We start from the raw sequence: 22,285 nt of genomic DNA, 5'->3' as shown, positions 1-22,285 counted from the left end.
TCACGCCGTACAGGGGGACGCGGCGGTAGTCGCCGATGATGCGGCCCCGGCCGTAGGCGTCGGGCAGGCCGGTGATGACCCCCGAGCGGCGCGCGGCGCGGATCTCGGCGGTGTAGGCGTCGAAGACGCCGTCGTTGTGGGTTTTGCGGTATTTGGTGAAGATCTCCTTCACCAGGGGGTCGAGCTGGTAGCCGTAGGCGGCCAGGCCGTTCTCGACCATCCGCAGGCCGCCCTGCGGCATGATCGCCCGCTTGAGCGGCGCGTCGGTCTGCAGGCCCACGATCAGTTCGCGTTCCCGGTCGATGTAGCCCGGCCGGTGGGCGGTGATCGAGGACGGCGTCGAGGTGTCCACGTCGTAGACGCCGCGCCGCCGCTCCTCGGGCAGCAGGCCGGCGATCTTTCCCCAGACGGCGCGCGTCCGCTCGGTCGCCGCGGTCAGGAAGGTCTCGTCGCCCTCGTACGGCGTGTAGTTGGCCTGGATGAACCCGCGCACATCGATGCCCGCGCGCCAGGCCGTCCCCCGGAATCCGTGCCAGGCGATGACCGGGGCCATCGGCTCCCGGTCCATGGTGACCGTCATCGCGGACCTCACAGCGTCTGGATACGGCGGCCGGTGATCCGCTGCGGGGTGATGCGGACGTAGTGGTCACGGGTGCCGCCCGCCCAGGCCTGGACCCCCGGATCGGCCACCCAGCGCACTTCGTCGTCCGCGACGTGGTGGACCGGACCCTGCACCAGCACGCTCCACCCCTCGTGCCGGGTGACGTCGATCTCGTCCACCTCGAAGGCGATCTTGATCTCCAGGTCCTCGATGCCCGTGCGCAGATCCTCGTCCATCGCGCCGCCCGCGCGGGTCCGGAACACGATCGCGCCATTGATGACGCGGTAGTTCACCGGCAGGATGGTCGGCCCGTCCGAGCCGTTGAAGGCCACCCGGCCGACGCCCCCGGGAGAGATCAGGCTCAGGCACTCCGCCGCGCCGAGCTCGTGAAGTTCAGCGCCGGTCGCGTTCCTCGTCTCCGCCATCGGATCGTCCTTCCTCGTCGTCCTGATTCGAGTCTTCCCGGCGGCGGTCCGGGACGACATGGCCGATGGGCCTGGTCCGGTGGGACCTTCGGCTCTGGGCCGCCGGGCCGCCGGGCGATGCGATGGAGGGGACGAAGGAGGAGTCATGAAGGATGTCATCGTGGTCGGCGTGGACGGCTCGCCCGCCTCGCTCGCGGCCGTGGAATGGGCCACCGACGACGCGGTACGCACCCGCGCGCCGCTGCGCATCGTGTTCGTCCTGGACCGCTACCCGTACGAGATCGTGAAGTTCCCCGACCACAACCTGGGCGACCAGCTGACCCGCAGTGCCGCCCGCATCCTGGACCAGGCCGAGCAGACGGCCAACGCCCGCCGCCCGGGCATGGCCGTCACCACGGAGGTCATCGAGGGCAGGCCCGCCGAGGTGCTGCGCGAGCTGGCGGCCGGCGCCGCCGAGCTGGTGGTCGGCACCCGCGGCATGGGCGGCTTCGCCCGGGCCCTCCTCGGTTCCGTCAGCACGCACGTGGCCGGTCACGCGCCCGGACCGGTGGTCGTGGTGCACCGGCTGCCCGAGACGACCCGCGGCGAGGTCGTCGTCGGGGTCGACGACTCCCCGGCCTGCGAGCCCGCCCTGGCCTACGCCTTCGAGCAGGCCCGGCTGCGCGGCAGCGCGGTGCGCGCCCTGCACGCCTGGCAGCTCCCGGTGCACGCCTTCGCGCCCGAGATCAGCTACGACATGGACGAGATCAGGACCGCCCAGCACGCGGTCGTGGCCGGCCTGCTCGACCGGTGGCGGGAGGAATACCCGGACGTGAAGGTCATCGAGGACGTGCACTCCGCGCATCCGGTGGAGGCGCTCGTGGACGCCTCCGGCGGCGCGGATCTGCTCGTGGTCGGCTCCCACGGCCGCGGCGCCCTCGGCTCCGTCGTGCTCGGGTCGGTCAGCCGGGGCGTGCTGCACCACGCCAAGTGCCCGGTCGCCGTCGTACGCCCCAGGGCCTGATCACCGCCACGCTTCGTAGGCGGCAACGGCGGTGGGCAAAGTGGGAAAAAGGTGATCCTCACCGATTTTGGCGGTTAGGCCGAACGCGTCCAGGGAATCGCGGAGGTCCTGCTTGACCCTGGCCATGCCGAAGACGACGCCCCGGCCGGTCAGCTCCGACCGCAGCGAGTCGAGGGCTTCCAGCGCGGTGATGTCGACCTCGACGTTGGCTTCCGCGTTGAGGACGAACCACCGGATCGGGTGGTCCTGGCTGTCCACGGCGGCCAGCGCGCGCTGGCGGAAGTTCTGGGCGTTGGCGAAGAACAGCGGGGAGTCGTAGCGGTAGACGAGCAGCCCGGGGATGGTCCGCGCCTGCGGGTAGTCGTCGATGTCGTGCATGCCCGCCAGGCCGGGGACGATGCCGAGGATCGCGTCGTGGGGGCGGGCCACCCGGGCGAGCATCTCGGCGACGGAGAGGGCCACGGCGAGGAGCACGCCGTACAGGATGTCGAGGACCAGGACGCTGACGCAGGTGGCCACGGCCAGGAGCAGCTCGCTGCGCCGGAAGGCGAACAGGCGGCGGAACTGGGCCACGTCGATCAGCTGGAGGGCGGCGTAGACGACGATGGCGCCGAGGGCCGCGAGCGGGAACCCGGCCAGCAGCGGCCCTCCCGCCAGCAGCACCAGGACTACCACGAGCAGCGTGACCAGGGAATACAGCTGGGTGCGGCTGCCCGCCGCGTCGGCCAGCGCGGTACGGCTGCCGCTGCTGCTGACCGGAAATCCCTGGAACAGCCCCGCGCCCACGTTCGCGGCGCCCAGGGCGAGGAGCTCCTGGTTGGCGTCGATCTGCTGGTTGTGGCGCGCGGCGAAGGACCTGCCGGTGAGCATGTTGTCGCTGTAGCCCACCAGCAGGACGCCCAGGGCGGGCAGGACGAGCTCGCCCAGGCCGCTGATCGCCAGGCCCGGTGCCGGGAGCCCGCCGGGAATCGGGCCGACGACCTCGATCCCGTACCGTTCCAGGCCGAAGGCCGCGACGGCGGCGGTGGCCAGCAGGACCACCAGCAGCGGGCCCGGCAGCGCGGGAAACAGCCGCCGCACCAGGAGGAGGAAGGCCAGGACGGCCACCGCGAACAGCAGCGTCCACCCGTGGATCTTCGGGAGCCCGCGAGCAAACGAGGCCAGTTCCGCGAAGAACTCGTTTCCAGACACCGGCACCCCGGTGATCCTGCCCAGCTGCCCGACGATCATGGTGAAGGCGAGCCCCGCCAGATACCCCACCAGGACGGGCCGGGACAGCAGATCGGCGACGAAACCCAGCCGCAGCGCCCAGCAGGCGGTGGCGAACACCCCCACCAAAACGGCCAGCGTGGCCGCGAGCGCCGCGTACCGCGCGGGATCGCCCGCGGCCAGGGGCGCGATCGAGACCGCCGTCATCAGCGCGGTGGAGGACTCGGGCCCGATGGACAGCTGGCGGGAGGACCCCAGCACCGCGTAGAGGGCCAGCGGCGCCAGGATCGCCCAGAGCCCGGCCACCGGCGGCAGCCCGGCCACCGTCGCGTACGCCATGACCTGGGGCACCAGATATCCGGCCACGGTGAGCCCGGCGAGCAGATCACCGCGCAGCCACGTACGCCGGTAGCCCCGCAGATCCGCGAAGACCGGAGGTAGCTGGATCATGACCGCCAGTAGATCAGATGCTGACGACGCCGCGGGCTCGGAATTGGGCGTGGACGCGGTCGAGCAGCGCCTGATCCGGCGGCTGGACGTGGGCGAGCGGGAAGGTCAGGCCGAGTCTCTGATATTTCCCGATGGCCATGCGATGGAAGGGAAGCACGTCGACGTGGTCCACATTGCCCAGATCCGCGACGAAGGCGGCAAGGGCGTCCACGTTCGCCGAATCATCGGTGAGGCCGGGCACGAGCACGAAACGGACCCAGGTCGCCCGGCCCAGCTCGGCCAGGCGGCGGGCGAAACGCAGGGTCGGCTCCAGCTCGACACCGGTGAGATCGCGGTACGCCTTCGGATCCGCGGACTTGATGTCGAGCAGCACCAAATCGGTGTCGGCCAGCAGGGAATCGGTGGCCCGATCGCCGAGAAAGCCCGAGGTGTCCAAGGCCGTGTGCAGGCCGCTCTCGTGGCAGCGCCGAAGCAGGTCCGCGGTGAAACGAGGCTGGAGCAGGGGCTCGCCGCCGCTGACGGTGACCCCGCCGCCCGCCACGGCGATGAACCGCCGGTATCTGTCCACCTCGGCCATGACCTCGCCGGTCGTGACCCGGCGGCCGTCGCGCATCCGCCACGTCTCCGGGTTCTGGCAGTAGAGGCAGCGCAGCGCGCACCCGGCGGTGAAGACCACGAACCGGGTCCCAGGCCCGTCGACCCCGATCGACAGATCCCAGGAACTGATGATACCGGTGCCCGGATCCGGAGCCGGCAGGCGCAGTTCACCCGCCGCCTCGGCCAGCACGCTCTTCCGCCCGTTCACACATCCCACTGTCGCGGGGGAGCGGTGCTCTTCTCAGCGTCCGGAAGTCCCCGATCGCCAGGACCAAAGCCCTCCGTTGAGAACCGTTCGGCGGTGATTTCGGGACTTTCGCCAGGTGCCGCATCGCCGGCGGAGATCAGAACCTGGACGTGGCGGGTTCGCTGGCCGAATCTCTTGGCTCGATCAAAGGACGTGTATGAGGACGAATGCCACCCTTGTCGCAGGCCTGACATGGGCCGAGGCCGAGCATCGCCGGGCCACCTGTGGCCCCAACTTTGTGCCGATACGACGCGGCCGGCATCTCTGGGACCGGCTGTTCACCCAGCTACGTGATCCGATGATCGTCCTGCTCCTGGCCGCGGGCGCGATCGCGCTGGCCATGCGGGACGTCGTGGACGCCCTGGTCATCGGCCTGGTGATCGTGGTCAACACCACGATCGGAGTGCTCCAGGAACTGCGCGCCGCCCGCGCGGTCGACGCCCTGGCCGACCTCGCCGCGCCCACCGCCCGGGTCCGGCGGGACGGCGTCGACCGGGTGATACCGGCCGCCGAGGTGGTGCCGGGGGATCTGATGATCCTCACGGCCGGTGACGTGGTGGCCGCCGACGCCGAGCTGGCCGAAGCGGTGCAGTTGCAGCTCGACGAGGCGGCGCTGACCGGCGAGTCGGTGCCCGTGGACAAGACCGTGACCCAGGGCCCGGACGAGCGGCGGGTCTGGGCGGGTACGGTGGTCACGCACGGGCGCGGCGCCGCCGTGGTGACCGCCATCGGGGCGGACAGCTCGCTGGGCCGGATCGCGGCCTCGCTGGCCGGTCAGCGGCCCCGCCCGACGCCGCTCCAGACGCGGCTGGCCCGCCTGGGCCGCCTGCTGGCGCTGAGCGTCCTGGCGGCCAGCGCGCTGGTGTTCGTCCTGGGCGTGCTCCGGGGCGAGCCGGTCCTGGAGATGCTGCTGGTCGGGGTCAGCCTGGCGGTGGCGGTCGTGCCGGAGTCGCTGCCCGCGGTGGTGACGCTGGCGCTGGCCCTGGGGGCGCGCCGGATGGCGCAGCGGTCGGCCGTGGTGCGCCGCCTGCCCGCCGTCGAGACGCTGGGCTCGGTGTCCGTCCTCGCCGTGGACAAGACGGGCACCCTCACCGAGGGCCGGATGGTGGCCACCCGCGTCTGGACCGCCTCGGGAGCCGAGTACGAGGTCACCGGCAGCGGTTACGCGCCGGTCGGCGAGATCAGACCGGACCCCGATGACCTGACGCCTCTGCTGCGGGCCGCGGTCCTGTGCAACGACGCCCATCTGGTGCCGCCTGGCCGGGACGGCGAGTGGAGCGCGGCCGGCGATCCGCTGGAGGCCGCCTTGCTGGCCCTGGCCGGCAAGGCCGGGATGGACCCGGCGGCGTGCCAGCGCGAGTACCCGCGCGTGTCGGAAGTGCCGTTCGACAGCTCCCGCAAGCGCATGACCACCGTTCACCGCACCCCCGCCGGCGGCTGGCTCGTCGCCTGCAAGGGCGCTCCCGATGTGATCGGGGATTCGGCGGCTGCCCTGGCCAAGGCGGCGGAACTGGCCGCGTCGGGGTACCGGGTGATCGCGGTAGCCGAAAACATGTCCGACATGCCGCCCGCCATGGAGGGGGAGCTGCGGCTGCTGGGGCTGGTGGCGATCACCGATCCGCCCCGGGCCGACGCCGCCGGGGCGGTCGCCGCCTGCATGCGGGCGGGCATCCAGTTCCGGCTCATCACGGGCGACCACCCGGCCGCCGCCAGGGCCGTCGCCGAGCGGGTCGGCATTCCGGCCGCGGCCGCCCAGGTGGTCACCGGGCCCGAACTCGCCGAGGGCGTGTCGGCGGAACGGCTCGCCGAGGCCCGCGTCTTCGCCCGTACGCTGCCGGAGCAGAAACTGGACATCGTCCAGGCCCTGCAGCGGGACGGTCACGTGGTGGCGATGACCGGCGACGGCGTTAACGACGGACCGGCGCTGCGCCGCGCGGACATCGGGGTGGCCATGGGCCGCGGCGGCACCGAGGTGGCCCGGCAGGCCGCCGACCTGGTGCTCACCGACGACAACCTGCGAACCGTGGTGTCGGCGGTCGAGGAAGGGCGCCGCATCTACGCGAACATCCGCCGTTTCCTGCGGTACGGGCTCAGCGGCGGCCTCGCCGAACTGCTCGTCATGCTCGTCATGCCGTTCTTCGGCCCGGCCGTGGCGCTGCAGCCGGCGCAGATCCTGTGGATCAACATGCTCACCCACGGGCTGCCCGGTGTCGCCATGGGAGCCGAACCGGCCGATCCGGAGGCCATGGGCCGCCCGCCGCGCCCGCTGCGGCAGTCCATCCTCGGCGGCCTGCTCGCGCCGATCGCGGGGACCGGCGCCGCCATCGCCGCCATCGCGGTCGGGCTCGGCGCGTGGGCGTGGGCGACCGGCCGCCCCTGGCAGACCATGATCTTCATCACGCTCGGGCTCGCGCAGCTCGGCGTCGCGCTGGCCGTGCGCGCTCCGGTGCCCGCCGAGCACCGGCGGCGCAACCGCTTCCTCGACCTGGCCGTTTTGACGGCGCTGATCTTCCAGGTCGCCCCCATGTACCTGGAGCCGCTGCGGCAGCTCCTGCGCGTCGAGCCGCTCGGCGCCGGTGAACTGCTGCTGGCCTGCGGCTTGGCGGTGATCCCTGGTCTGGTGCTGGCGGCGACCCGCCGCCGCTCCCGGTGAGTCCTCTTCGGGAGATGTGTGTCCTTTGACCAACAGCGGAACTCCCCGCTCAAGCCGGGGCGTACCGGGTGGGTGAAAGACCGAATCCACTATCACGATCAAGGACATGACATGCGTACCAAGAACCTGGCCCGGACGTCGCTGCTGGCCTTCGCGTCCGCCGCGCTGGCCGCCACCCTTGCCACCCCCAGCGAGGCCGCCTCCGCCGGCACGGTCGGCCTCAGCAACGGGAAGATCACCTACACCGCGGGCGCCCGCGGGATCAACAGCGCGTCCATCACCGTCTTCAACGGCAAGATCACCGTGTTCGACACCGAGCCGCTCACCGCGCTCCCCGGGTGCGAGAAGCTCACCCCGCGCGCGGTGACCTGCGGGACCTCGGCCGGCGAATTCGCCGCCAACCTCGGCGACATGAACGACTCCTTCAGCGTCGGAGTCTCGTTCAAGGGCACCGTCAACGGCGGGGACGGCAACGACAACCTCATTGCCGGCACGACCTCGCCGACCGGCCGGGCGGTCACCTGGATCGGCGGCACCGGCACCGACACCGTCTCCTACAAGAGCAGCGACCTGTCGGTGCGGGTGAGCCTGGACAACCAGGCCGGCGACGGCCGCAACATCGACTCCGACAACGTCCGCGACGACGTGGAGAACATCGTCGGCTCCACCCTCGGCGGCGACTTCCTGATCGGGAGCAACGCCAACAACCGGATCGAGGACGGCGGCGGCGCCGGTGACAAGCTGTTCGGCCTCGGCGGCAAGGACGAGCTCCTCGCCAAGGACCTGGCCAAGGACAGCGACCTGGACTGCGGCCTGGGCATCGACGAGATCGTCATCGACAAGGCCGGCCTCGACCCCGAGCCGGTCGCCTGTGAGACCGTTCAGAGGTTCTGACCAACCAATGGCGCCCCGTCCGTCCGGGCGGGGCGCCGTGCCGCCATCGGGAATCCGCACGAGGCCGCCGCCGTTGTTTGCTGTGCGGACCACGATCAGGGCCCGCCCGGACGAGACGCGCCGTACCCGGCCTGCCAGACGACGCTCCTGAGGAGGGAGCCGTCATGGCCTGGCTTCTGGTCATCGCCGCAGGTCTGTTCGAGGTCGTCATGGCCTACTCGCTCAAGCTCAGCGACGGATTCTCCGCACCACTGCCGAGCATCGGCTTCATCGCCTCCGCCGTCGTCAGCTTCGGCCTTCTCGCACTCGCCCTCAAGAGCCTCGACGTCGGTACGGGCTACGCCGTCTGGACCGGCATCGGCGCCATCGGCACCGCCACCCTAGGCATGATCTTCCTGGGCGAGAACGTTTCCCCCGCCAAGATCGCCTCGATCCTTCTCATCCTCTGCGGTGTCGTCGGTCTCAACCTGGCGGGCGGCGGTCACTGACCGGCGTTGGGGTAGTCGCCGATGCCGTATTCGAGCAGGGCGAGGCGCGTTCCGCGTGGGTGCGGAGGTCTGGGGCGATCTCGTCCCAGACCTCGCCTGCGATCCTCCGTATGACGGTCTGCATCGTCAGGGTGCGGATGACGGCGCAGACCTGCGCGGCGACGATCGAAGGGGTGGGGTCGTCGGGATCCGCGTCGGCCACGTCGGCGAGGAGCACCTGGCGGGTCCAGTGCATCTCGTGCAGCCGGGCGGAGAGGGAGGGGCTCTCCCTGACCAGCCTGGCGAACACGTCGCTGCCCTCGTTGAACCCGTAACGCCAGTGCCGGGTCTCCAAGGCGTCGATGAAGTCGCGCCTGATCGCCTGGATCGCGGACTCGCCGGGCAGCCGTTCCCGCACCACGCGCGCCAGGGAGTCCTGAGCGAGTCCTGGTCAGCGTGCTGTTCCTCCTCGTCGGCGTCCTCGTCGGCACCCGGCTGTTCCAGCGGGAAAACGCCTGAAGACCCACGCTACGTGGCAGTTCAGCCGGGATACCTGTGCACCGGGTCCGAGAAGCCGCCGGTCAAGGTCCAGATGAGCGTGCTGCGCCCACCCAGGAAGGTGGCCTTCCTGCCTCTGTCGGTGATTCTGGCGCGCCTCCAGCCGTCGAAGTCCTTGGTGAGGTGGTGATCCCAGCTGCGCAGGTCTCCCACAGCGACCGCCGCGATGGACTCCGTCGGCGGCTCGCCGTCCGAGCAGTACACGCCGAAGTCCGCGATCGCGGTGACCGTGCCGCCGCTGGCCTGGAGCGTGATTCCCTGGCAGGCATCGGTCTTGGTGCCGTAGATCAGGTGTGGCTTGGTCCATCTGCCGGCCCGCGGGCCGCGATGCTGCTCGTAGAGCCCTTCGCCGCGCCGGTAGTGCATCGCCACCTGGCGGCCGTCCGCGAGCGTCAACCTCGCCTCGAACCAGCTGGGATCCAGCCCCCGATAATCGCTCCCACGCGGTTCGGTGTCCTTGGAGCTCTCTTGCGGGGCAGGACTCGGCGTGGGCGCATGTTCCTGCGCGGGCGGGGTGATGGGAGTGCCGGTCGCCTGCGCGACCGGCCGTTCCTGGCTGCACGCCACCACGGTCGAGAGCATGGTGATCCAGGCCAGCAGCCGTATTCCCCCTGTGCGCACGCATCTCCCAGTGATTGTGTAAAGGTGCTTCTGCAGGCACAGGCTAACAATCCCTCAGCGGCCAGAGCAGGGCTACCGCTCGCAGCACCGCGCGACGCAGTCGTTTCCCCTTACTGGAGACTCAAGCCCATCCTCCAGAAGACCCGCCAGCCTGGCTGAGCACCCCACCACATCCACAGCCCTCGACAATTACCCCGGCGCGTGCTTCCGCCCACGCCACCCTGGAGACCCGGACGCCGTGACCGATCTGCTGCACCGACTGTGGGAGGTGGGGCTGCATGTACCATCCGTCAGCATGCGGATCCTGCTTCGAGGCCCAGATGAGTGACGACGTGCTCTCGATCATCCCGGCCGATCCGTACTGGCGACCCGACCGGGACGCCGCCGAGCGTGCCGCCGCGCTCGCGGCGGAACTCGCCCCCGGAATCCCTGACGGCCTGGACGTCGAGATCGAAGTCACCTGGCATGAGAGCATCACCGTTGTCGACTGCGGCTCCAACCTGACAAAGATCGGCTGCCCGCTCTGCGGCGCCTCGATCGACACCGAGTGGTGGGCCGACCTCATCGATGTTCATTACGAAGACGGCTTCACCACATTGGCGACCCAGGTCCCGTGCTGCGGCGGTCAGACGACACTGGACGCGCTGGACTACGACTGGCCCTGCGGCTTCGCGCGGTTCGAGATCGCCATCTGGAACCCGGATCGAGGCTGGTTCAAGGATGAGGAGCCGGCAGCCCTCGCGAACGCCTTGGGCCATCCCGTACGCCAGGTCATGGCCCATATCTGATTTCGGTACGCGGGTCACCCGACCGGAACAGATAAGCGGTGGGCTGGCCGTCCTCCGCCAAGCCTGATCTACGTGCTCGCTCCCGGCATCAGCACACGTTTCACCACAGAATTGCCAGCACGATGAGGACCAAGGCGGCCAGCTGGAGCCACCGCTGCCACAGCGGGAGGAGACGTTGGCCGTACCGGCGCTTCTGATCGGGCGGCCTGCCGCGACCGTGGCTGAACATGGTGGTCAGCCTTCGGTGGTCAGCCCGAGGTGCTCCTCCAGCTGTGCGATGCGCCGACTCAGCGGTTCGATTTCCTGGCGTATGGCCGCGGCGAGCGCCTGCTGTGCGCCGGCGGACGCCGTCGGCTGGCCCTGTCCGCTCTCGGCCCGCAGGTGGACGTAGCCCGCCAGTGCGGCGGTGACGGCGCGGCGGACGAGCTTGGGGTCGGCCCCCAGGGCTCGCAGAACCTGTCCTGCGACTCCGTCGGGTTCGATGGCCAGGCCGAGCAGCAGGTGCTCACAGCCGATGTAGTTGTGGCCGAGGGAGGTCGCCTCGGTGACGGCCAGCTCCAGGGCGTTGGCCGCAGGCCCGTCGAACCGGCGCGGATCACTGTCCGGTGGGGCGGTCTCTCGCTCTCCGGGCTGCCGGCGGGCCAGATCACGCCCGACCCGCTCCGGCTCGATCTCCATGGCGCGGAGCACGTGGAGGGCCAGGTTGGTGCCCTCGTCCAGCATGGCGCCCAGCAGGTGCTCGGTACCCATCCTCGGTTCACCCGCGTCCCGCGCCCGCTCCACCGCCAGTTTCAGCACGGTACGCGTCCTTGCGGTGAAGTGCGCCAGCGCCCCGGTCGGTTCGTCGTCGAGATCGCCCAGAACCGTCTCCCGGATGGCGGTCACCCGTCGTACGGCCTGCTCCAGAGCCCGCTGGCACACCGCCGACACCGGCACACCGGCCTCCTTCACCGCCTCGGCCAGATCATCGGGCAGATAGACGTTGATCTTCGGCATCGCGCACACCTCCATGGACTCCTGTGCCCCCAAGATAACCCCATAGGGGTTATTAGTCCATTGAGGGTGCTGCGCCGCCAGGAATGTGGTGAGTGCCTCCATCTTGGGCATGCCTCTGGCACCTGCGGCGTGGGCCCACCGGAACGGCGGAAGCGGTCATGGCGATCGCGATGGGGGCTGTCGTAGACGGGCGTTCACGGTAGCCCCCACGGCGGGCGTCTCGCGGTCAGGAGGTGGGGAGTGCCGTCGGGCCGTACCGGGCGGCTGATGCGCCGGTGACGCAGTCGAAATACCGAGCTTGGAGTTCCACGGGCCGGAAGCCTTCGATGATCAGGAAATACAGGCCGGACGGTAGCAGGGTCTGCGCGGTGACCAGGCGGTCCACGACGCTGACGCGAAGATGGGAGTAGGCGGCTCCCGTGTCGGCCATGCGCGGATCGAGGCGCAGCGCCTGGACGGTGTGGAGATCGATCAATACTTCACCAGACTCCTCAATCGGCATTCGGCTGATCACGGGATCGGAGAGCAGGATCATTTCTAAGTCCTTCGGATTGAGTCTGGATAGCGGTGTAGGCCGCCCGGTCGGAGATCGGACGGCCTTTCGAGTTCGGGATAGGGGAGACGGAGTCACCCGAGGGCGGAGCCGGTGATGCCTGCCGAAAGTCAGGTGGACCCACCGTGGCGGTGGGTCCACAGGGTTAGGCGATCCCGCTGCCGGGGACGTCGTACGCGGCGGTGGTCACCGTGGCTCCCGTGAAGCCGAGAGCGGCTGCCGTCAAGATGCCGAGGGTGCCGGAGATAAGGCGGTTGAGCCCCATTACGACCTTCCGGGGGAGAGTGTTCTTCCTGTGGACACCGGAATGCTCGAATGAGGCGCTGAAACTTCGCTGAAATTCCGTGGCGGGCGGGCTCTCAGAATGCGGCCGCACCGCCGGTGAGCTCGCCGTATTCGCGCGCGCCGTGGTCGCGGAAGACTTTGACCGCCCGGTCTATGATCTTCGCCGCCATCCCGGACTCGCCCCGGGCCTCGTGCAGCAGCGCGAGGTCGCGTTCGGTGCGGGCCCGCCAGAGCGGGGCGTCCATGTCCTGCCACACCTCCATCGCCGCGGTCAGGCAGGCGGCCGCGTCCCGCAGGTGGCCGTCGGCCAGATGGAGTTCGCCCAGGGTCCGCAGGGTCACCCCCAGACCCCAGCGGTCACCCATCGCCTGGCAGGTCGACAGCACCCTTTCCAGCGGGGCCAGGGCCTGTTCGGTCCGGCCCAGGCGCAGCTGGGCTTTGGCCCACGCGCGGACCGAGTACGCCTCCATCAGCTTGTCGCCGAGCCGGTCGAAGATGGCCCTCGCGGCTTCGGCGGTCTCGATCGCCGGGGCGTACTGGCCGGTCGCGCGGTGAAACAGGCTCATGGTGCGCAAGGTCACCGCCTCGCCGTACCGGTCGCCGGCGCGGCGGGCCGCGGCCAGCGCGGCCTGGTTGATCCGCTCCCGGGACTCGAACCTGTTGACGCCCAGGAACGACGGACCCAGCCGGGCCGAGGCGGTGAACTGGCAGACCAGGTCGTGCAGGCCCAGCGCGGCGGCCCGCTCCAGGCCGACGACCAGCGCGGGCTGTTCGATGTCGAACCAGTCGTGCGGGGCGGCCAGCACCCGCGCGGCCAGCTCGCCGGAGACCGGGGAGGCCGCCAGGGCGGGGCGCGGCCGGCCGATCTCGTCGGACGGAGCGTCGGCGGCCACCTGGTCGGCCAGGGTCAGCCAGCCGCCGAGCACCCGGCCCACGGCCACCGCCAGCTCCTGCGCGGGTTCCTCGGCTTCGGCCCGCTCCCGCCTGTAGATCCGCACCAGGTCGTGTACGCGGAACCGGGGCGAGCCCAGGTCGTCGACCCGGCTGAAGTCCACCAGCTGCGCGTCGACCAGCCGCTCCACCAGGTCCTCCGCCACCGTCTCGGGGGTGCCGGTCAGCCAGGCGACGACCCATGAGGCGAACTCCGGCACCCCCAGATGGCCCAGCCGCCGCAGCGCCTCGCGCGCGCCGGTGTCCAGCGCCCGGTAGCTGAGTTCGAAACCGGCCCGCACCTCCAGGTCGGCGATCGCCAGCTCGTCCAGCCGGCGCCGCTCGTCGGTCAGCCGATCGGCTAACAGCCGCAGCGGCCAGCGCTGGCGGGTGGCCAGCCAGGCCCCGGCGATCCGGATCGCCAGCGGTAGCCGCCCGCACAGTTCGGCGATCTCGCGGGCCACCGGTTCCTCCGCGCCCACGCGGTCGGCCCCGACGATCCGTACCAGCAGCTCGACCGCCTCATCGGGCTCGAGCACGTCCAGGTCGGTACGGCGCACGCCCGCCAGCCCGCCCAGCCGGTTGCGCGAGGTGACCAGCACGGCGCAGCCGCCACCGCCCAGCAGCAGCGGCCGTACCTGCCGCTCATCGGCGGCGTCGTCCAGCAGCACCAGCACCCGGCGCCCGGCCAGCAGGCGGCGATAGAGCTCGGCCCGCTCCGCGGTGGCGGCCGGGACGGCGGCCGGTTCCACGCCGAGCGCCCTGAGGAACAGCCCCAGCACTTCGCCCGCCTCGGCGGGGGTCTCGCTCAGCCCGCGCAGCTCGGCGTAGAGCTGCCCGTCGGGAAACGCGGTCGCCACCTGGTGAGCGACGTGGGCGGCCAGGGCAGACTTGCCGCTGCCGCCGCGACCCGCGATGACCTGGATGGCCGGGGCAGGATCTGTCAGCGCCGCGACCAGGGCGGAGGTCTGGAGCGCGCGGCCGGTGAAGTCCGCGGGCACCAGCGGCAGCTGCGTCGGCACGGCGACGGGGACCGCCTCGCCGGACCGCGACGCCAGCAGGACCGGGTCACCACGCAGGATCGCGTGATAGAGGCCGGTCAACTCCGGCCCCGGGTCTACGCCGAGCTCCTCGACCAGCACCTGGCGGCCTTCCCGGAAGCTGGCCAGGGCGTCGGACTGGCGGCCGAGCCGGTACAGCGCGGTCATGTACTGCCCGCGCAACCGCTCGTCGGCGGGATGGCGGCCGACCAGCGCGGCCAGCTCGGCCACCAGCTGGCCGTGCCGGCCCAGCGCCAGATCCGCGGCCATGCGCTCCTGCGTGGCGGTCAGCCGCAGCTGCTCCAGCCGGACCACCTCACCGGCCAGCAGCGAGGTGTGCGATCCCGCCAGGGCGGGCCCGCGCCAGAGGGCCAGCGCGGCCCCGAGCAGGTCGGAGGTCTCCTGCGGCGTGGACGCCTCCCGGGCCTGGTCGAGCAGTTGATCGAAGAGGTCCACATCCAGCGACCGGGCGGGGATCTGAACCAGGTAGCCGGGCGCGCGGGTGACGATCACATCCGCGACGCCGTGCCGGGCCAGCGCCTGCCGCAACGTCTTGACATAGGTCTGGATCGCCGCCTTGGCGGTCTCCGGCGGATCATCCGGCCAGATGATGTCGATCAGACGAGCGGTCGGCACGATGTGCCCGTGCTCCAGCAGCAGCGCCGCCAGCAGCGTCTGAGGTTTCGCTCCGCCGAGCGGGACCGCCACCCCGGCGGCGCTCACCTCGACCGGCCCAAGCAGCCGGAACTCCACCGCCACTCCCGATCACCTCAGCTCCTGGTCCAAAGCCGGAAGCTGATCATCTCGCAGGGCGGTATAGGCGAGGTATACATCCTGGAAAAAGGAGCTTTACGCGGTGTTCTCCCGCAGCCACCGGACGATCTCGGTGTGGTCGGCGGCGGGAGGCAGGTGCTCGGCCGCGTCCGCCCACAGATCAGCGCAGGCGCGGCCGAGGCGCGACGCGACGCCGGTGGCCTCGGCGAGGTCCACGGCGATGCGCATGTCCTTGAGCATCAGGCGCAGCCCGAACCCCGAGTCGAAGGTGCCGGGCAGGACGAAGTTCGGCCATTTGTTCTCGGTCGAGCCGCTGCGCCCGCTGGAGCCGTTCACGGCCGCCAGCATGGTCTCCGGGTCGAGGCCGAAACGCTGCCCCGCCAGCAGCGCCTCGGCGGTGATGAGCAGGTGGGTGGCGGACATCAGGTTGTTCAGCGCCTTCAGCGCGTGCCCGGCCCCGACCGGGCCGAGCCGGAGCACCCGGCTGCCCAGCGTCTCCAGGATCGGGCGCACCCGGTCCAGGTCGTCCTGGTCGCCGCCGGCCATGATGGTGAGGGTGCCGTCGACCGCGCCTTTGACGCCGCCGGACACGGGCGCGTCGACCAGGCGCACCCCCCGCTCGGCGGCTCGGGCCGCCAGCGCGCGGGTGCGCAGCGGCTGCGAGGAGCCCATGTCGATCAGCACGGTGCCGGGCGCGACGGCGGCGAGCAGGCCCGCGTCCTCCAGCACCGCCTCCACCGCGTCGGAGTCGGGCAACATCAGCACCACCGCGCCGGCACCCTCGGCCACTTCGGTGACGTCCCCCGTCACATCGATGCCCTCGGGGCGGCTGATGTCGTACGCCCTGACGCGAAACCCGGCCGAGACCAGCCTGGCCGCCATCGGCAGGCCCATCCTGCCAAGACCCACGAAACCGACCGCGGGCGCCGTCACGGGATCGTCACCCCCTGCTCGCGCAGCTCCGCGAGCGTCCGCTCCGCGATCCGGAACGACTCCAGCGCCGCGGGCACGCCCGCGTAGACGGCGGCCTGCAGCAGGACCTCCTGGATCTCCGACTCGGTGACGCCGTTGGCGACCGCGCCGCGCACGTGCACGGCGAACTCGTGCCCCCGGTTGAGCGTGGTCAGCATGGCGAGGTTCAGCAGGCTGCGGGTGCGCCGGTCGAGGCCTTCCCGGGTCCAGATCTCCCCCCAGCAGTATTCGGTGACCAGCTCCTGCACCGGCCGGCTGAAGTCGCTCACCGCCGCGAGCGAGCGCTCGACGTGCTCGGCGCCCAGCACCTTCTTGCGCATCTCCAGACCGGCTTCGAAGCGTTCGGTGCTCATCGGGACTCCTCGGTTGGGTATTCCTCGTCGCGGACCTGCCCGTACCAGCGGGTGGGGCCGATGGAGATGGCGGTGTGGGTCATCAGGGTGGTCTCGGTCGCGCCGTGCCAGTGGCGCTCGCCCGGCGGGACCCAGACGGTGTCGCCGGGCAGCAGCGCGCGGGGCGGTTCCCCTTCGGCGCACACCCAGCCCTGCCCGGCGAGCACCTGCAGGATCTGGCCGTCGGTGTGCTCGTGCCAGTTGGTACGGGCCCCCGGGGTGAACGTCACGACGTTGATGGTGGTGCCGTCCGTCGTCGGCAGGACCGAGTCGGCCCAGACCGTGCCCACGAAGGTGTCGGACTTGAGGACGGACGCCGTCCCCTCGGCGTGGCCGCGCACGATTCTCATGATGGTTCCCCTTCGTGCAGGCGTACCCCGCCCGCGATGTCGCCGATCGCGTCCACCACGCGGTTGCTGATCTGGTCGGCGTACCCCAGGTTGGCCGCGAGGCCGAAGCTCGCCAGCGGCCCCGCCGCGTTGAGCGACGGCACGCCGAGGCCGCGCAGGTGGTCGACGTAGAGGACCAGGTCCTTGGTCATCAGGGTGGTGGTGAGCCCGCCCTCCAGGTAGTCGCCCTCGACGATGTGCGGGAAGCGGTTGGCGACGGCCCAGTTCGCGCCGCTGGAGGAGTTCAGCACTTCCAGCAGCGTGCGCAGGTCCAGCCCCGCCTTGCGGCCGGCCACCATGACCTCACTGGTGGCGGCGAGGCTGACGGCGTTCAGGAAGTTGTTCAGCAGCTTGGCCGAGTGGCCCGCGCCGGATGGTCCCAGGTGGAAGACCTTCGCGGCGAACGGCGCCAGCGTGGGACGCACCCGGTCCAGCGCCTGTTCTTCGCCGCCGACCATGAGGGTCAGGGTGCCCTTCTCCGCCGCGGCCGCGCCGCCGGAGACACCGGCGTCCAGGTAGGCGGCGTCGCGGGCGGCCAGCGCGGCGGCGATGCGCCGGGTCGAGTCGGGTGCCGCGGTGCTGAGGTCCACGACGATCTGGCCGGGTCTGGCGTGGGCGAGCACGCCGTCCTCGCCGAGGATGACAGCTTCCACCACCCGGCTGTCGGGCAGAGAGAGCAGCACCTGGTCGCTTTCCCGCGCCACCTCGGCGACGTCGGTGGCGGGGGTCGTGCCCGCCGCGCCCGCCACCGGGTCGTACCCCAGCACGGGGTGGCCTGCCTCGACCAGCCGCCTGGCGATCCGGCCGCCCATGTTCCCGAGCCCGATGAAGCCGATCATCGGGCCCGCCCCGCGATCACACGGGCGGCCGCGTCGACCGGTTCCGGATCCCAGGCGCCCGCCCCGCCGCCGGGGCGCACGGTGTTCACCCACGCGGAGCCGCCGTCCACCGAGAGCACCTCGCCGTTCACGTAGGAGGCGTCGTCGCTGAGCAGGTAGGCGACGGCCGCGGCGACCTCGTCGGGAGTGCCGGTACGCCGCTGCGGCACGGTCGCGCCACGCCGCAGCAGATCGTCTCCCGCGCCCGCGGCCCCGCCGGAGTCCGCGAACAGGCCGGTCGGCACCAGGCCGGGCGCGACGGCGTTCACCCGCACGCCCTGCGGCCCGCCGTACATGGCGGCGCCGCGCATGACGCCGAGCACGCCGTGCTTGGACGATTCGTACGGCAGCAGGTCGTGGCTGCCCCGCAGGCTCGCGATGGACGCGGTGATGACGATGGCGCCGCCGCTGCCCTGCGCCGCGTACTGCCGGAACGCCCCCCGCACGCCAAGGAAGACGCCGCGCAGGTTGACGGCCACGACGCGGTCGAAGTCCTCGATCGCGATGTCGGGCAGCCGGTCGAAGGTGCCGACGACGCCCGCGTTCAGATGGTGCAGGTCGACGCGGCCGAACCGGTCCACGGCCGCGGCCAGGTACGCCCCCGTGTCGTCCTCGCGCGACACGTCGGCCCGCACCGCCAGCGCCGGACCGGGCAGCTCCTCCGCGACCCGCAGAGCGGCCTGCTCGGCGATGTCGACGACGACCACCGACGCCCCCTCCGCCGACAGCCGCCGCGCCGTGGCCGCGCCGATGCCCGACCCGGCGCCGGTCACCACGGCGACAGCACCCTTGAATCTCACGCCTTGCTCCTTGCTGGTAGGGGGGATCATGGGTCAGCCCACCCGGACCGCGAAGCCGGGATCAACCGGATCCCAGGGGGTGAATCGGGTCAGCACTGCGGGGTCGTGGCCCGCGACCACGGCGCCGCCGAGCTCGCGGACGGTGTCGAAGCCCTGGTACATGCCCGTCAGGTTCGCGAAGACGGCGAACGGCCGGTCCAGGTCGAGTTCCTCGTAGTAGTGCACGGCGTCGGAGGCGAGCAGCACCGGCCCTTCCTCGCCGTCCACCAGCGCGATCAGCTGGCCGGGGGTGTGCCCGCCGACCTCGACCAGGTCGACGCCGGCGGCGGCCTGGTGCCGGTCGCGGATCCTGGTCACCCGCCCGGCGGCGTCGAGCCGGGTCAGCGTGTCGATGTCGGCGGATTCGACGGCGTGCGCGAACTGTGCGCGGCGCGCGTATGGGCCGGTCCAGAACGCCAGCTCCCGGTCGCTGATCACTATCTCGGCGCGCGGGAACAGGCCGACCTGACCGGCGTGGTCGTAGTGGCCGTGCGTGACGATCACGGTGCCGACGTCGGCGAGCGCCACGCCCAGCCGGGCGAGCGCCTCGGGCAGGGTGCACAGCGTGGTTCGGCCGCGCGCGTCGCCGACTTCGGGCGTGAAGCCGGTGTCCACCAGGATGGTCCGGCCGTTGCCACGCAGCAGCCAGAAGTAGTAGTCCATCCTGACGTCCCGGTCGGGTTCGCCGTAGGTCGTGTGGTTGGCGTACAGGTCGCTGGCCCGCGCTTCCCGGGTCGCGTAGCGGATCGCGAGGACCTCGTAACTCATGGCATCACCGGTAGCTGAGCGCGGACCGGGGCTGGGTCCGGCACAGCACGTAGTAGACGAAGTGGGTGCGGGGCCACTGGGTGACGTTCGCGCCCGACGGCGAGTGGTAGTAGTTGTGGCAGCCGGCGTCCATCGCCGAGGCGTGCTTGGCCAGCTGGCGGTCCACCCAGCGCACGTGGCGTTCCAGGGCGCTCGGATGGGTGTCGACACGTTGTACGCGTTTGCGCAGCACGGTGCGGATGGCGCGCACCGCCACCTCGGCCTGCCGTTCCAGCTGGGCGATGATGGAGAAGCCGCCGTTGGTGTTCGGGCCGTACAGGATGAAGAAGTTGGGGAAGCCCGGCACGGTGACACCGAGGAACGCGCGCGGGCGGTCACCCCAGAAGTCCTGGATGTCCGTGCCGTCGCGGCCGGTCACGGTGAACTGGGACAGGAAGCGGGTCGGCTGGAAGCCCGTGCTCAGGATGAGGACGTCGGCTTCGTGTTCGACGCCGAGGTCGTCGACGACGCCCTTGGGGGTGACCTCTTTGATCGCCTGGGGGACCAGTTCGACGTTCGGGCGGTTGAGGGCGGGATAGAAGCTGCTGGCGAAGATCGGGCGCTTGCAGCCCCACGGGTAGGAGGGCGTCACCGCCGCGCGCACGGCCGGGTCGTCGATGGCGGTGGCGATGTAGCGCAGGCACAGGTCGCGCATCCGGCGCTGCTCGCTCCCGCCCAGGTCGTACGCCTTGAAGCGGCGCCCCGACTGCAGGAAGAGCTTGAACCGGTAGAGCCTGCGCAGCGCGGGGAACCGCCGGAAACGGGCCCGCTCCGCCGGGGTGAACGCCCGCTCGCCCTTGGGCTCCACCCAGCCGGGTTCGCGCTGGAACACCTGCAACCGCTCGACCTGCGGCGCGATGGCCGGCACGATCTGCACAGCGGTCGAGCCGGTGCCGACGACGGCCACCCGCTTGCCGGTGAGATCCACCTCCTCGTCCCACCGGGAGGTGTGAAAGCTGACCCCCTCGAAAGTGTCCATGCCCGGCCATGCCGGATAACGCGGGACGTTCAGCAGGCCGACCGCGCTGATGACGAAACGGTAGGCCTCCTCCGCGCCGTCGCTGGTGCGCACTCGATAACAGCCGGCCGATTCCTCCCAGGTCACCGACTCGACCCGGACGCCGAAACGGAAACGGGGGCGCAGCCCGAACTCTTCCACCACCGACTCGGCGTAGTCGCGCAGTTCCGGCTGGGTGGCGTGGGTGCGCGGCCAGTCGCGCGGGGCGAAGGAGAAGGAATAGGCATGGGAGGGGATGTCCACCTCGCAGCCGGGGTACCGGTTGTCCCACCAGGTGCCGCCAGGGGCCGGCGACTGCTCGAAGATGGTGAAATCCTCGATTCCGGCCTTGAGTAGTTTGACCGCCGTGGCGATGCCCCCGAAGCCGCCGCCGATGATCGCGACCGTGTTACCGGGCATGAGGCGGTTCGACGCCGAAGACGGCGAGCTGCGTGGCCGTGAGCTGGTACCAGCCGACGAGCACGGTGATCTCGAAGAGGCCCTGGGCCCCCAGCACGGCGACGGCCTGCTCGTAGGCGTCGTCGCCGAGGTCGCCGGAGTCGATCAGGGCCCGGGTGACCGTGTACGCGACCTGCTCCCGCTCGTCGGTCAGGCCCGGGTCGCGGCCCGCGCACAGGTCCTCGATCTCGGTCTCGGACAGGCCCGCGCCGGGCGCGGTGAGGCGGTGGGCATAGAGCTCGTACGGGCTGTCGCGGTGCTGCGCGACCTGCAGCGTGACGATCTCCCGGATCCGGTGGCTGACCGAAAGGTCGAACCTGATGGCCCCGCCGAGCAGCTCGAACGCCTCCCCGATGGCCGGGCTGAGCAGCCAGGCGTTGGTGGGCCCCAGCAGCCGGCCCTCATCGTCGACGATCGGGTAAGGCGTCCTGCCGACGCGCCGCCCAGTGGTCAGGCGTTCGTGAATCGCCCACTGCCGGGCGTTCAGCTCGCCGGTCTCGAAGAGCCGCAGCCTGCTCATCAGACCTCACCCGGCATCGGATAGTCGGCCGCGTTCAGCACCCAGCCGTCCATCTTCGAGAAGTCCATCCGGGGCGGGGAGAAGATGTCGATCAGATGGTTGACGTCCTCGCCGACCGCCTGGCTGGTGTGCAGCGCCGGCGGCGGGATGATCGTGAGCGACGGGCTGCCGCACGGCTCGTGCTGGTCCTCGCGCCACTCGCTCAGGTCCGTGGTCCACGGCCAGCGCAGATGGTGAATGTACTCGCCCTCCAGGAGCAGCGAGCACTGCTCGAAGTCGTCGTGCAGGTGCGGCGACATCCGCGTGGTGTCGCGCGGGCCGGTGCGCGGGTGGATGTAGTTCACCATGAACGTCGAGCACCGGAAGAGCCGGAACGGCGGCTCGGCCAGGCCGGGCACGTCCAGGTCGTAGGTGCGCGGGCGCGGGCCGCCGACCGGGTCCGGCCAGGCCACCAGGGGCGCGACGGTCGGATGCGGCTCCCGGTACGACTCCTCGTTGGCCGCCCTGGCCCACGGGGGCGCGGTGCGCGCCGTGAAGATCGTCACCACGCGGCCCTCCCCGCTGAGCCGCACGGTGCCCGCCTGCGGGGGCACGAAGGTGAGCGTGCCGCCGGGGACCTTGGTGGCCTCCCCGTCGAGGGTGATCAGCGCCGTGACAGCGGTGTCCGGCAGCAGCACCGCGCACTCGTCGGCGCCCCCGGGCAGCGCGAACTCGACCTCTCCGGCCAGGTCGGTGTAGCCGATGACGAGGTGCTGGCTGCGGCCGTACCAGGTGTGGCTCTCACCCTCGGTGACGGCGGGGGGCAGCTCGTAGAACTTGACGTGGTCGGCGTCGGCGGCGGGACCCGCCGGCGTCGCGGTGGCGGTCGTTCCCGGCAGCGCGGAACGCGCGTCGCTCGGGTCGTAGGGCATGGGAACGTTCTCCTCTGGTCGGGCGGGGGA

At 71.2% G+C, this 22,285-nt stretch carries 24 protein-coding genes and 1 riboswitch; of the genes, 5 read left to right on the top strand and 19 right to left on the bottom strand.

The window, feature by feature from the left end; all coding sequences use genetic code 11:
- Together ABGB08_RS36180 and ABGB08_RS36175 are read right to left on the bottom strand one after the other, a co-directional pair.
- Positions 1-580: pyruvate formate lyase family protein (locus tag ABGB08_RS36180; RefSeq protein WP_347600058.1), on the bottom strand; the 580-nt coding region annotated here is incomplete at its 3' end.
- A gap of 8 nt (positions 581-588) precedes the next feature.
- Complete coding sequence (locus ABGB08_RS36175) at positions 589-1,026, bottom strand: pyridoxamine 5'-phosphate oxidase family protein (RefSeq protein WP_347600056.1); 438 nt, start codon at positions 1,024-1,026, stop codon at positions 589-591.
- Positions 1,027-1,171: 145 nt separating this feature from the next.
- Between ABGB08_RS36175 and ABGB08_RS36170 the strand changes: the two genes are divergently transcribed.
- A complete protein-coding gene (locus ABGB08_RS36170) occupies positions 1,172-2,029 on the top strand; it encodes a universal stress protein (RefSeq protein ID WP_347600054.1) in 858 nt (285 codons plus the stop codon).
- On the opposite strand, the gene sulP is transcribed toward ABGB08_RS36170, so the two are convergent.
- Both sulP and pflA read right to left on the bottom strand, forming a co-directional pair.
- Positions 2,030-3,688, bottom strand: coding sequence for a sulfate permease (gene sulP, locus ABGB08_RS36165; RefSeq protein ID WP_347600052.1), 1,659 nt, complete (start codon positions 3,686-3,688; stop codon positions 2,030-2,032).
- Positions 3,689-3,701: 13 nt separating this feature from the next.
- Positions 3,702-4,493, bottom strand: a complete 792-nt coding sequence (gene pflA, locus ABGB08_RS36160) for a pyruvate formate-lyase-activating protein (RefSeq protein ID WP_347600050.1) — start codon at positions 4,491-4,493, stop codon at positions 3,702-3,704.
- Between the two features lie 196 nt (positions 4,494-4,689).
- Here pflA and ABGB08_RS36155 point away from each other — a divergent pair, with 196 nt between their 5' ends.
- The 3 genes from ABGB08_RS36155 (at position 4,690) to ABGB08_RS36145 (ending at position 8,567) form a co-directional block, all read left to right on the top strand.
- Complete coding sequence (locus ABGB08_RS36155) at positions 4,690-7,185, top strand: cation-translocating P-type ATPase (protein ID WP_347600048.1); 2,496 nt, start codon at positions 4,690-4,692, stop codon at positions 7,183-7,185.
- A gap of 111 nt (positions 7,186-7,296) precedes the next feature.
- Positions 7,297-8,079 (top strand): hypothetical protein, encoded by a 783-nt coding sequence (locus ABGB08_RS36150; RefSeq protein ID WP_347600046.1) that lies wholly within the window; start codon positions 7,297-7,299, stop codon positions 8,077-8,079.
- An 81-nt stretch (positions 8,080-8,160) separates the two neighbouring features.
- Positions 8,161-8,227: riboswitch (guanidine-III (ykkC-III) riboswitch) on the top strand.
- Positions 8,228-8,243: 16 nt separating this feature from the next.
- Positions 8,244-8,567, top strand: coding sequence for a multidrug efflux SMR transporter (locus ABGB08_RS36145; RefSeq protein ID WP_347600044.1), 324 nt, complete (start codon positions 8,244-8,246; stop codon positions 8,565-8,567).
- Here the strand turns inward: ABGB08_RS36145 and ABGB08_RS36140 are convergent.
- Positions 8,542-8,967, bottom strand: a complete 426-nt coding sequence (locus tag ABGB08_RS36140; protein ID WP_347600042.1) for a hypothetical protein — start codon at positions 8,965-8,967, stop codon at positions 8,542-8,544. The genes ABGB08_RS36145 and ABGB08_RS36140 overlap by 26 nt on opposite strands.
- A 119-nt stretch (positions 8,968-9,086) precedes the next feature.
- Positions 9,087-9,725, bottom strand: a complete 639-nt coding sequence (locus tag ABGB08_RS36135) for a hypothetical protein (RefSeq protein ID WP_347600040.1) — start codon at positions 9,723-9,725, stop codon at positions 9,087-9,089.
- A gap of 320 nt (positions 9,726-10,045) precedes the next feature.
- Between ABGB08_RS36135 and ABGB08_RS36130 the strand changes: the two genes are divergently transcribed.
- Positions 10,046-10,513: a hypothetical protein gene (locus ABGB08_RS36130; RefSeq protein WP_347600038.1), complete on the top strand. Its 468-nt coding sequence runs from the start codon at positions 10,046-10,048 to the stop codon at positions 10,511-10,513.
- A 100-nt stretch (positions 10,514-10,613) separates the two neighbouring features.
- On the opposite strand, the gene ABGB08_RS36125 is transcribed toward ABGB08_RS36130, so the two are convergent.
- The 13 genes from ABGB08_RS36125 to ABGB08_RS36065 all read right to left on the bottom strand — a co-directional run bounded on the left by ABGB08_RS36125 (position 10,614) and on the right by ABGB08_RS36065 (position 22,255).
- A complete protein-coding gene (locus ABGB08_RS36125) occupies positions 10,614-10,742 on the bottom strand; it encodes a hypothetical protein (RefSeq protein WP_347600036.1) in 129 nt (42 codons plus the stop codon).
- Positions 10,743-10,747: 5 nt separating this feature from the next.
- Positions 10,748-11,620 (bottom strand): Clp protease N-terminal domain-containing protein, encoded by an 873-nt coding sequence (locus tag ABGB08_RS36120; protein WP_347600034.1) that lies wholly within the window; start codon positions 11,618-11,620, stop codon positions 10,748-10,750.
- 115 nt (positions 11,621-11,735) lie between these two features.
- On the bottom strand, positions 11,736-12,044 hold the full coding sequence (locus ABGB08_RS36115; protein ID WP_347600032.1) for a hypothetical protein: 309 nt from the start codon (positions 12,042-12,044) through the stop codon (positions 11,736-11,738).
- A 377-nt stretch (positions 12,045-12,421) separates the two neighbouring features.
- Entirely contained in the window at positions 12,422-15,076 is a 2,655-nt protein-coding gene (locus ABGB08_RS36110; RefSeq protein WP_347600030.1) for a BTAD domain-containing putative transcriptional regulator, read from the bottom strand.
- A 90-nt stretch (positions 15,077-15,166) separates the two neighbouring features.
- Positions 15,167-16,024: an NAD(P)-dependent oxidoreductase gene (locus ABGB08_RS36105; protein ID WP_347600028.1), complete on the bottom strand. Its 858-nt coding sequence runs from the start codon at positions 16,022-16,024 to the stop codon at positions 15,167-15,169.
- Positions 16,021-16,416, bottom strand: a complete 396-nt coding sequence (pcaC, locus tag ABGB08_RS36100) for a 4-carboxymuconolactone decarboxylase (RefSeq protein WP_347600026.1) — start codon at positions 16,414-16,416, stop codon at positions 16,021-16,023. The genes ABGB08_RS36105 and pcaC overlap by 4 nt, the downstream gene beginning before the upstream one ends.
- The gene (locus ABGB08_RS36095; RefSeq protein ID WP_347600024.1) at positions 16,413-16,805 is read right to left on the bottom strand and encodes a cupin domain-containing protein; all 393 of its coding nucleotides are present in this window, start codon (positions 16,803-16,805) and stop codon (positions 16,413-16,415) included. Before ABGB08_RS36095 ends, pcaC begins: the two co-directional genes overlap by 4 nt.
- A complete protein-coding gene (locus tag ABGB08_RS36090; protein WP_347600022.1) occupies positions 16,802-17,683 on the bottom strand; it encodes an NAD(P)-dependent oxidoreductase in 882 nt (293 codons plus the stop codon). Before ABGB08_RS36090 ends, ABGB08_RS36095 begins: the two co-directional genes overlap by 4 nt.
- Complete coding sequence (locus ABGB08_RS36085; protein ID WP_347600020.1) at positions 17,680-18,522, bottom strand: glucose 1-dehydrogenase; 843 nt, start codon at positions 18,520-18,522, stop codon at positions 17,680-17,682. Before ABGB08_RS36085 ends, ABGB08_RS36090 begins: the two co-directional genes overlap by 4 nt.
- A gap of 33 nt (positions 18,523-18,555) precedes the next feature.
- On the bottom strand, positions 18,556-19,329 hold the full coding sequence (locus ABGB08_RS36080; protein ID WP_347600018.1) for an N-acyl homoserine lactonase family protein: 774 nt from the start codon (positions 19,327-19,329) through the stop codon (positions 18,556-18,558).
- Positions 19,330-19,333: 4 nt separating this feature from the next.
- The gene (locus ABGB08_RS36075) at positions 19,334-20,785 is read right to left on the bottom strand and encodes an NAD(P)/FAD-dependent oxidoreductase (RefSeq protein ID WP_347600016.1); all 1,452 of its coding nucleotides are present in this window, start codon (positions 20,783-20,785) and stop codon (positions 19,334-19,336) included.
- The gene (locus ABGB08_RS36070) at positions 20,775-21,344 is read right to left on the bottom strand and encodes a carboxymuconolactone decarboxylase family protein (protein ID WP_347600014.1); all 570 of its coding nucleotides are present in this window, start codon (positions 21,342-21,344) and stop codon (positions 20,775-20,777) included. The genes ABGB08_RS36075 and ABGB08_RS36070 overlap by 11 nt, the downstream gene beginning before the upstream one ends.
- The gene (locus ABGB08_RS36065; RefSeq protein ID WP_347600012.1) at positions 21,344-22,255 is read right to left on the bottom strand and encodes a hypothetical protein; all 912 of its coding nucleotides are present in this window, start codon (positions 22,253-22,255) and stop codon (positions 21,344-21,346) included. The genes ABGB08_RS36070 and ABGB08_RS36065 overlap by 1 nt, the downstream gene beginning before the upstream one ends.
- Between the last annotated feature and the right edge of the window lie 30 nt (positions 22,256-22,285).

This window comes from Acrocarpospora sp. B8E8 (assembly GCF_039871605.1).
GTDB lineage: Bacteria > Actinomycetota > Actinomycetes > Streptosporangiales > Streptosporangiaceae > Acrocarpospora > Acrocarpospora macrocephala.
Note: the sequence above shows the minus strand (reverse complement) of the source record. Positions and strands in the feature narration are given on the sequence as shown.

Excerpts from the sequence above, each read along its gene's own strand:
- ABGB08_RS36145 (WP_347600044.1), top strand. The coding sequence starts at position 8,244 with ATGGCCTGGCTTCTGGTCATCGCCGCAGGTCTGTTCGAGGTCGTCATG.
- ABGB08_RS36070 (WP_347600014.1), bottom strand. The coding sequence starts at position 21,344 with ATGAGCAGGCTGCGGCTCTTCGAGACCGGCGAGCTGAACGCCCGGCAG.
- ABGB08_RS36080 (WP_347600018.1), bottom strand. The coding sequence starts at position 19,329 with ATGAGTTACGAGGTCCTCGCGATCCGCTACGCGACCCGGGAAGCGCGG.
- ABGB08_RS36170 (WP_347600054.1), top strand. The coding sequence starts at position 1,172 with ATGAAGGATGTCATCGTGGTCGGCGTGGACGGCTCGCCCGCCTCGCTC.
- ABGB08_RS36150 (WP_347600046.1), top strand. The coding sequence starts at position 7,297 with ATGCGTACCAAGAACCTGGCCCGGACGTCGCTGCTGGCCTTCGCGTCC.
- pcaC (WP_347600026.1), bottom strand. The coding sequence starts at position 16,416 with ATGAGCACCGAACGCTTCGAAGCCGGTCTGGAGATGCGCAAGAAGGTG.
- ABGB08_RS36155 (WP_347600048.1), top strand. The coding sequence starts at position 4,690 with ATGAGGACGAATGCCACCCTTGTCGCAGGCCTGACATGGGCCGAGGCC.
- ABGB08_RS36075 (WP_347600016.1), bottom strand. The coding sequence starts at position 20,785 with ATGCCCGGTAACACGGTCGCGATCATCGGCGGCGGCTTCGGGGGCATC.
- ABGB08_RS36120 (WP_347600034.1), bottom strand. The coding sequence starts at position 11,620 with ATGCCCAAGATGGAGGCACTCACCACATTCCTGGCGGCGCAGCACCCT.
- ABGB08_RS36130 (WP_347600038.1), top strand. The coding sequence starts at position 10,046 with ATGAGTGACGACGTGCTCTCGATCATCCCGGCCGATCCGTACTGGCGA.
- ABGB08_RS36090 (WP_347600022.1), bottom strand. The coding sequence starts at position 17,683 with ATGATCGGCTTCATCGGGCTCGGGAACATGGGCGGCCGGATCGCCAGG.
- ABGB08_RS36125 (WP_347600036.1), bottom strand. The coding sequence starts at position 10,742 with ATGTTCAGCCACGGTCGCGGCAGGCCGCCCGATCAGAAGCGCCGGTAC.
- ABGB08_RS36065 (WP_347600012.1), bottom strand. The coding sequence starts at position 22,255 with ATGCCCTACGACCCGAGCGACGCGCGTTCCGCGCTGCCGGGAACGACC.
- sulP (WP_347600052.1), bottom strand. The coding sequence starts at position 3,688 with ATGATCCAGCTACCTCCGGTCTTCGCGGATCTGCGGGGCTACCGGCGT.
- ABGB08_RS36095 (WP_347600024.1), bottom strand. The coding sequence starts at position 16,805 with ATGAGAATCGTGCGCGGCCACGCCGAGGGGACGGCGTCCGTCCTCAAG.
- ABGB08_RS36115 (WP_347600032.1), bottom strand. The coding sequence starts at position 12,044 with ATGATCCTGCTCTCCGATCCCGTGATCAGCCGAATGCCGATTGAGGAG.
- ABGB08_RS36175 (WP_347600056.1), bottom strand. The coding sequence starts at position 1,026 with ATGGCGGAGACGAGGAACGCGACCGGCGCTGAACTTCACGAGCTCGGC.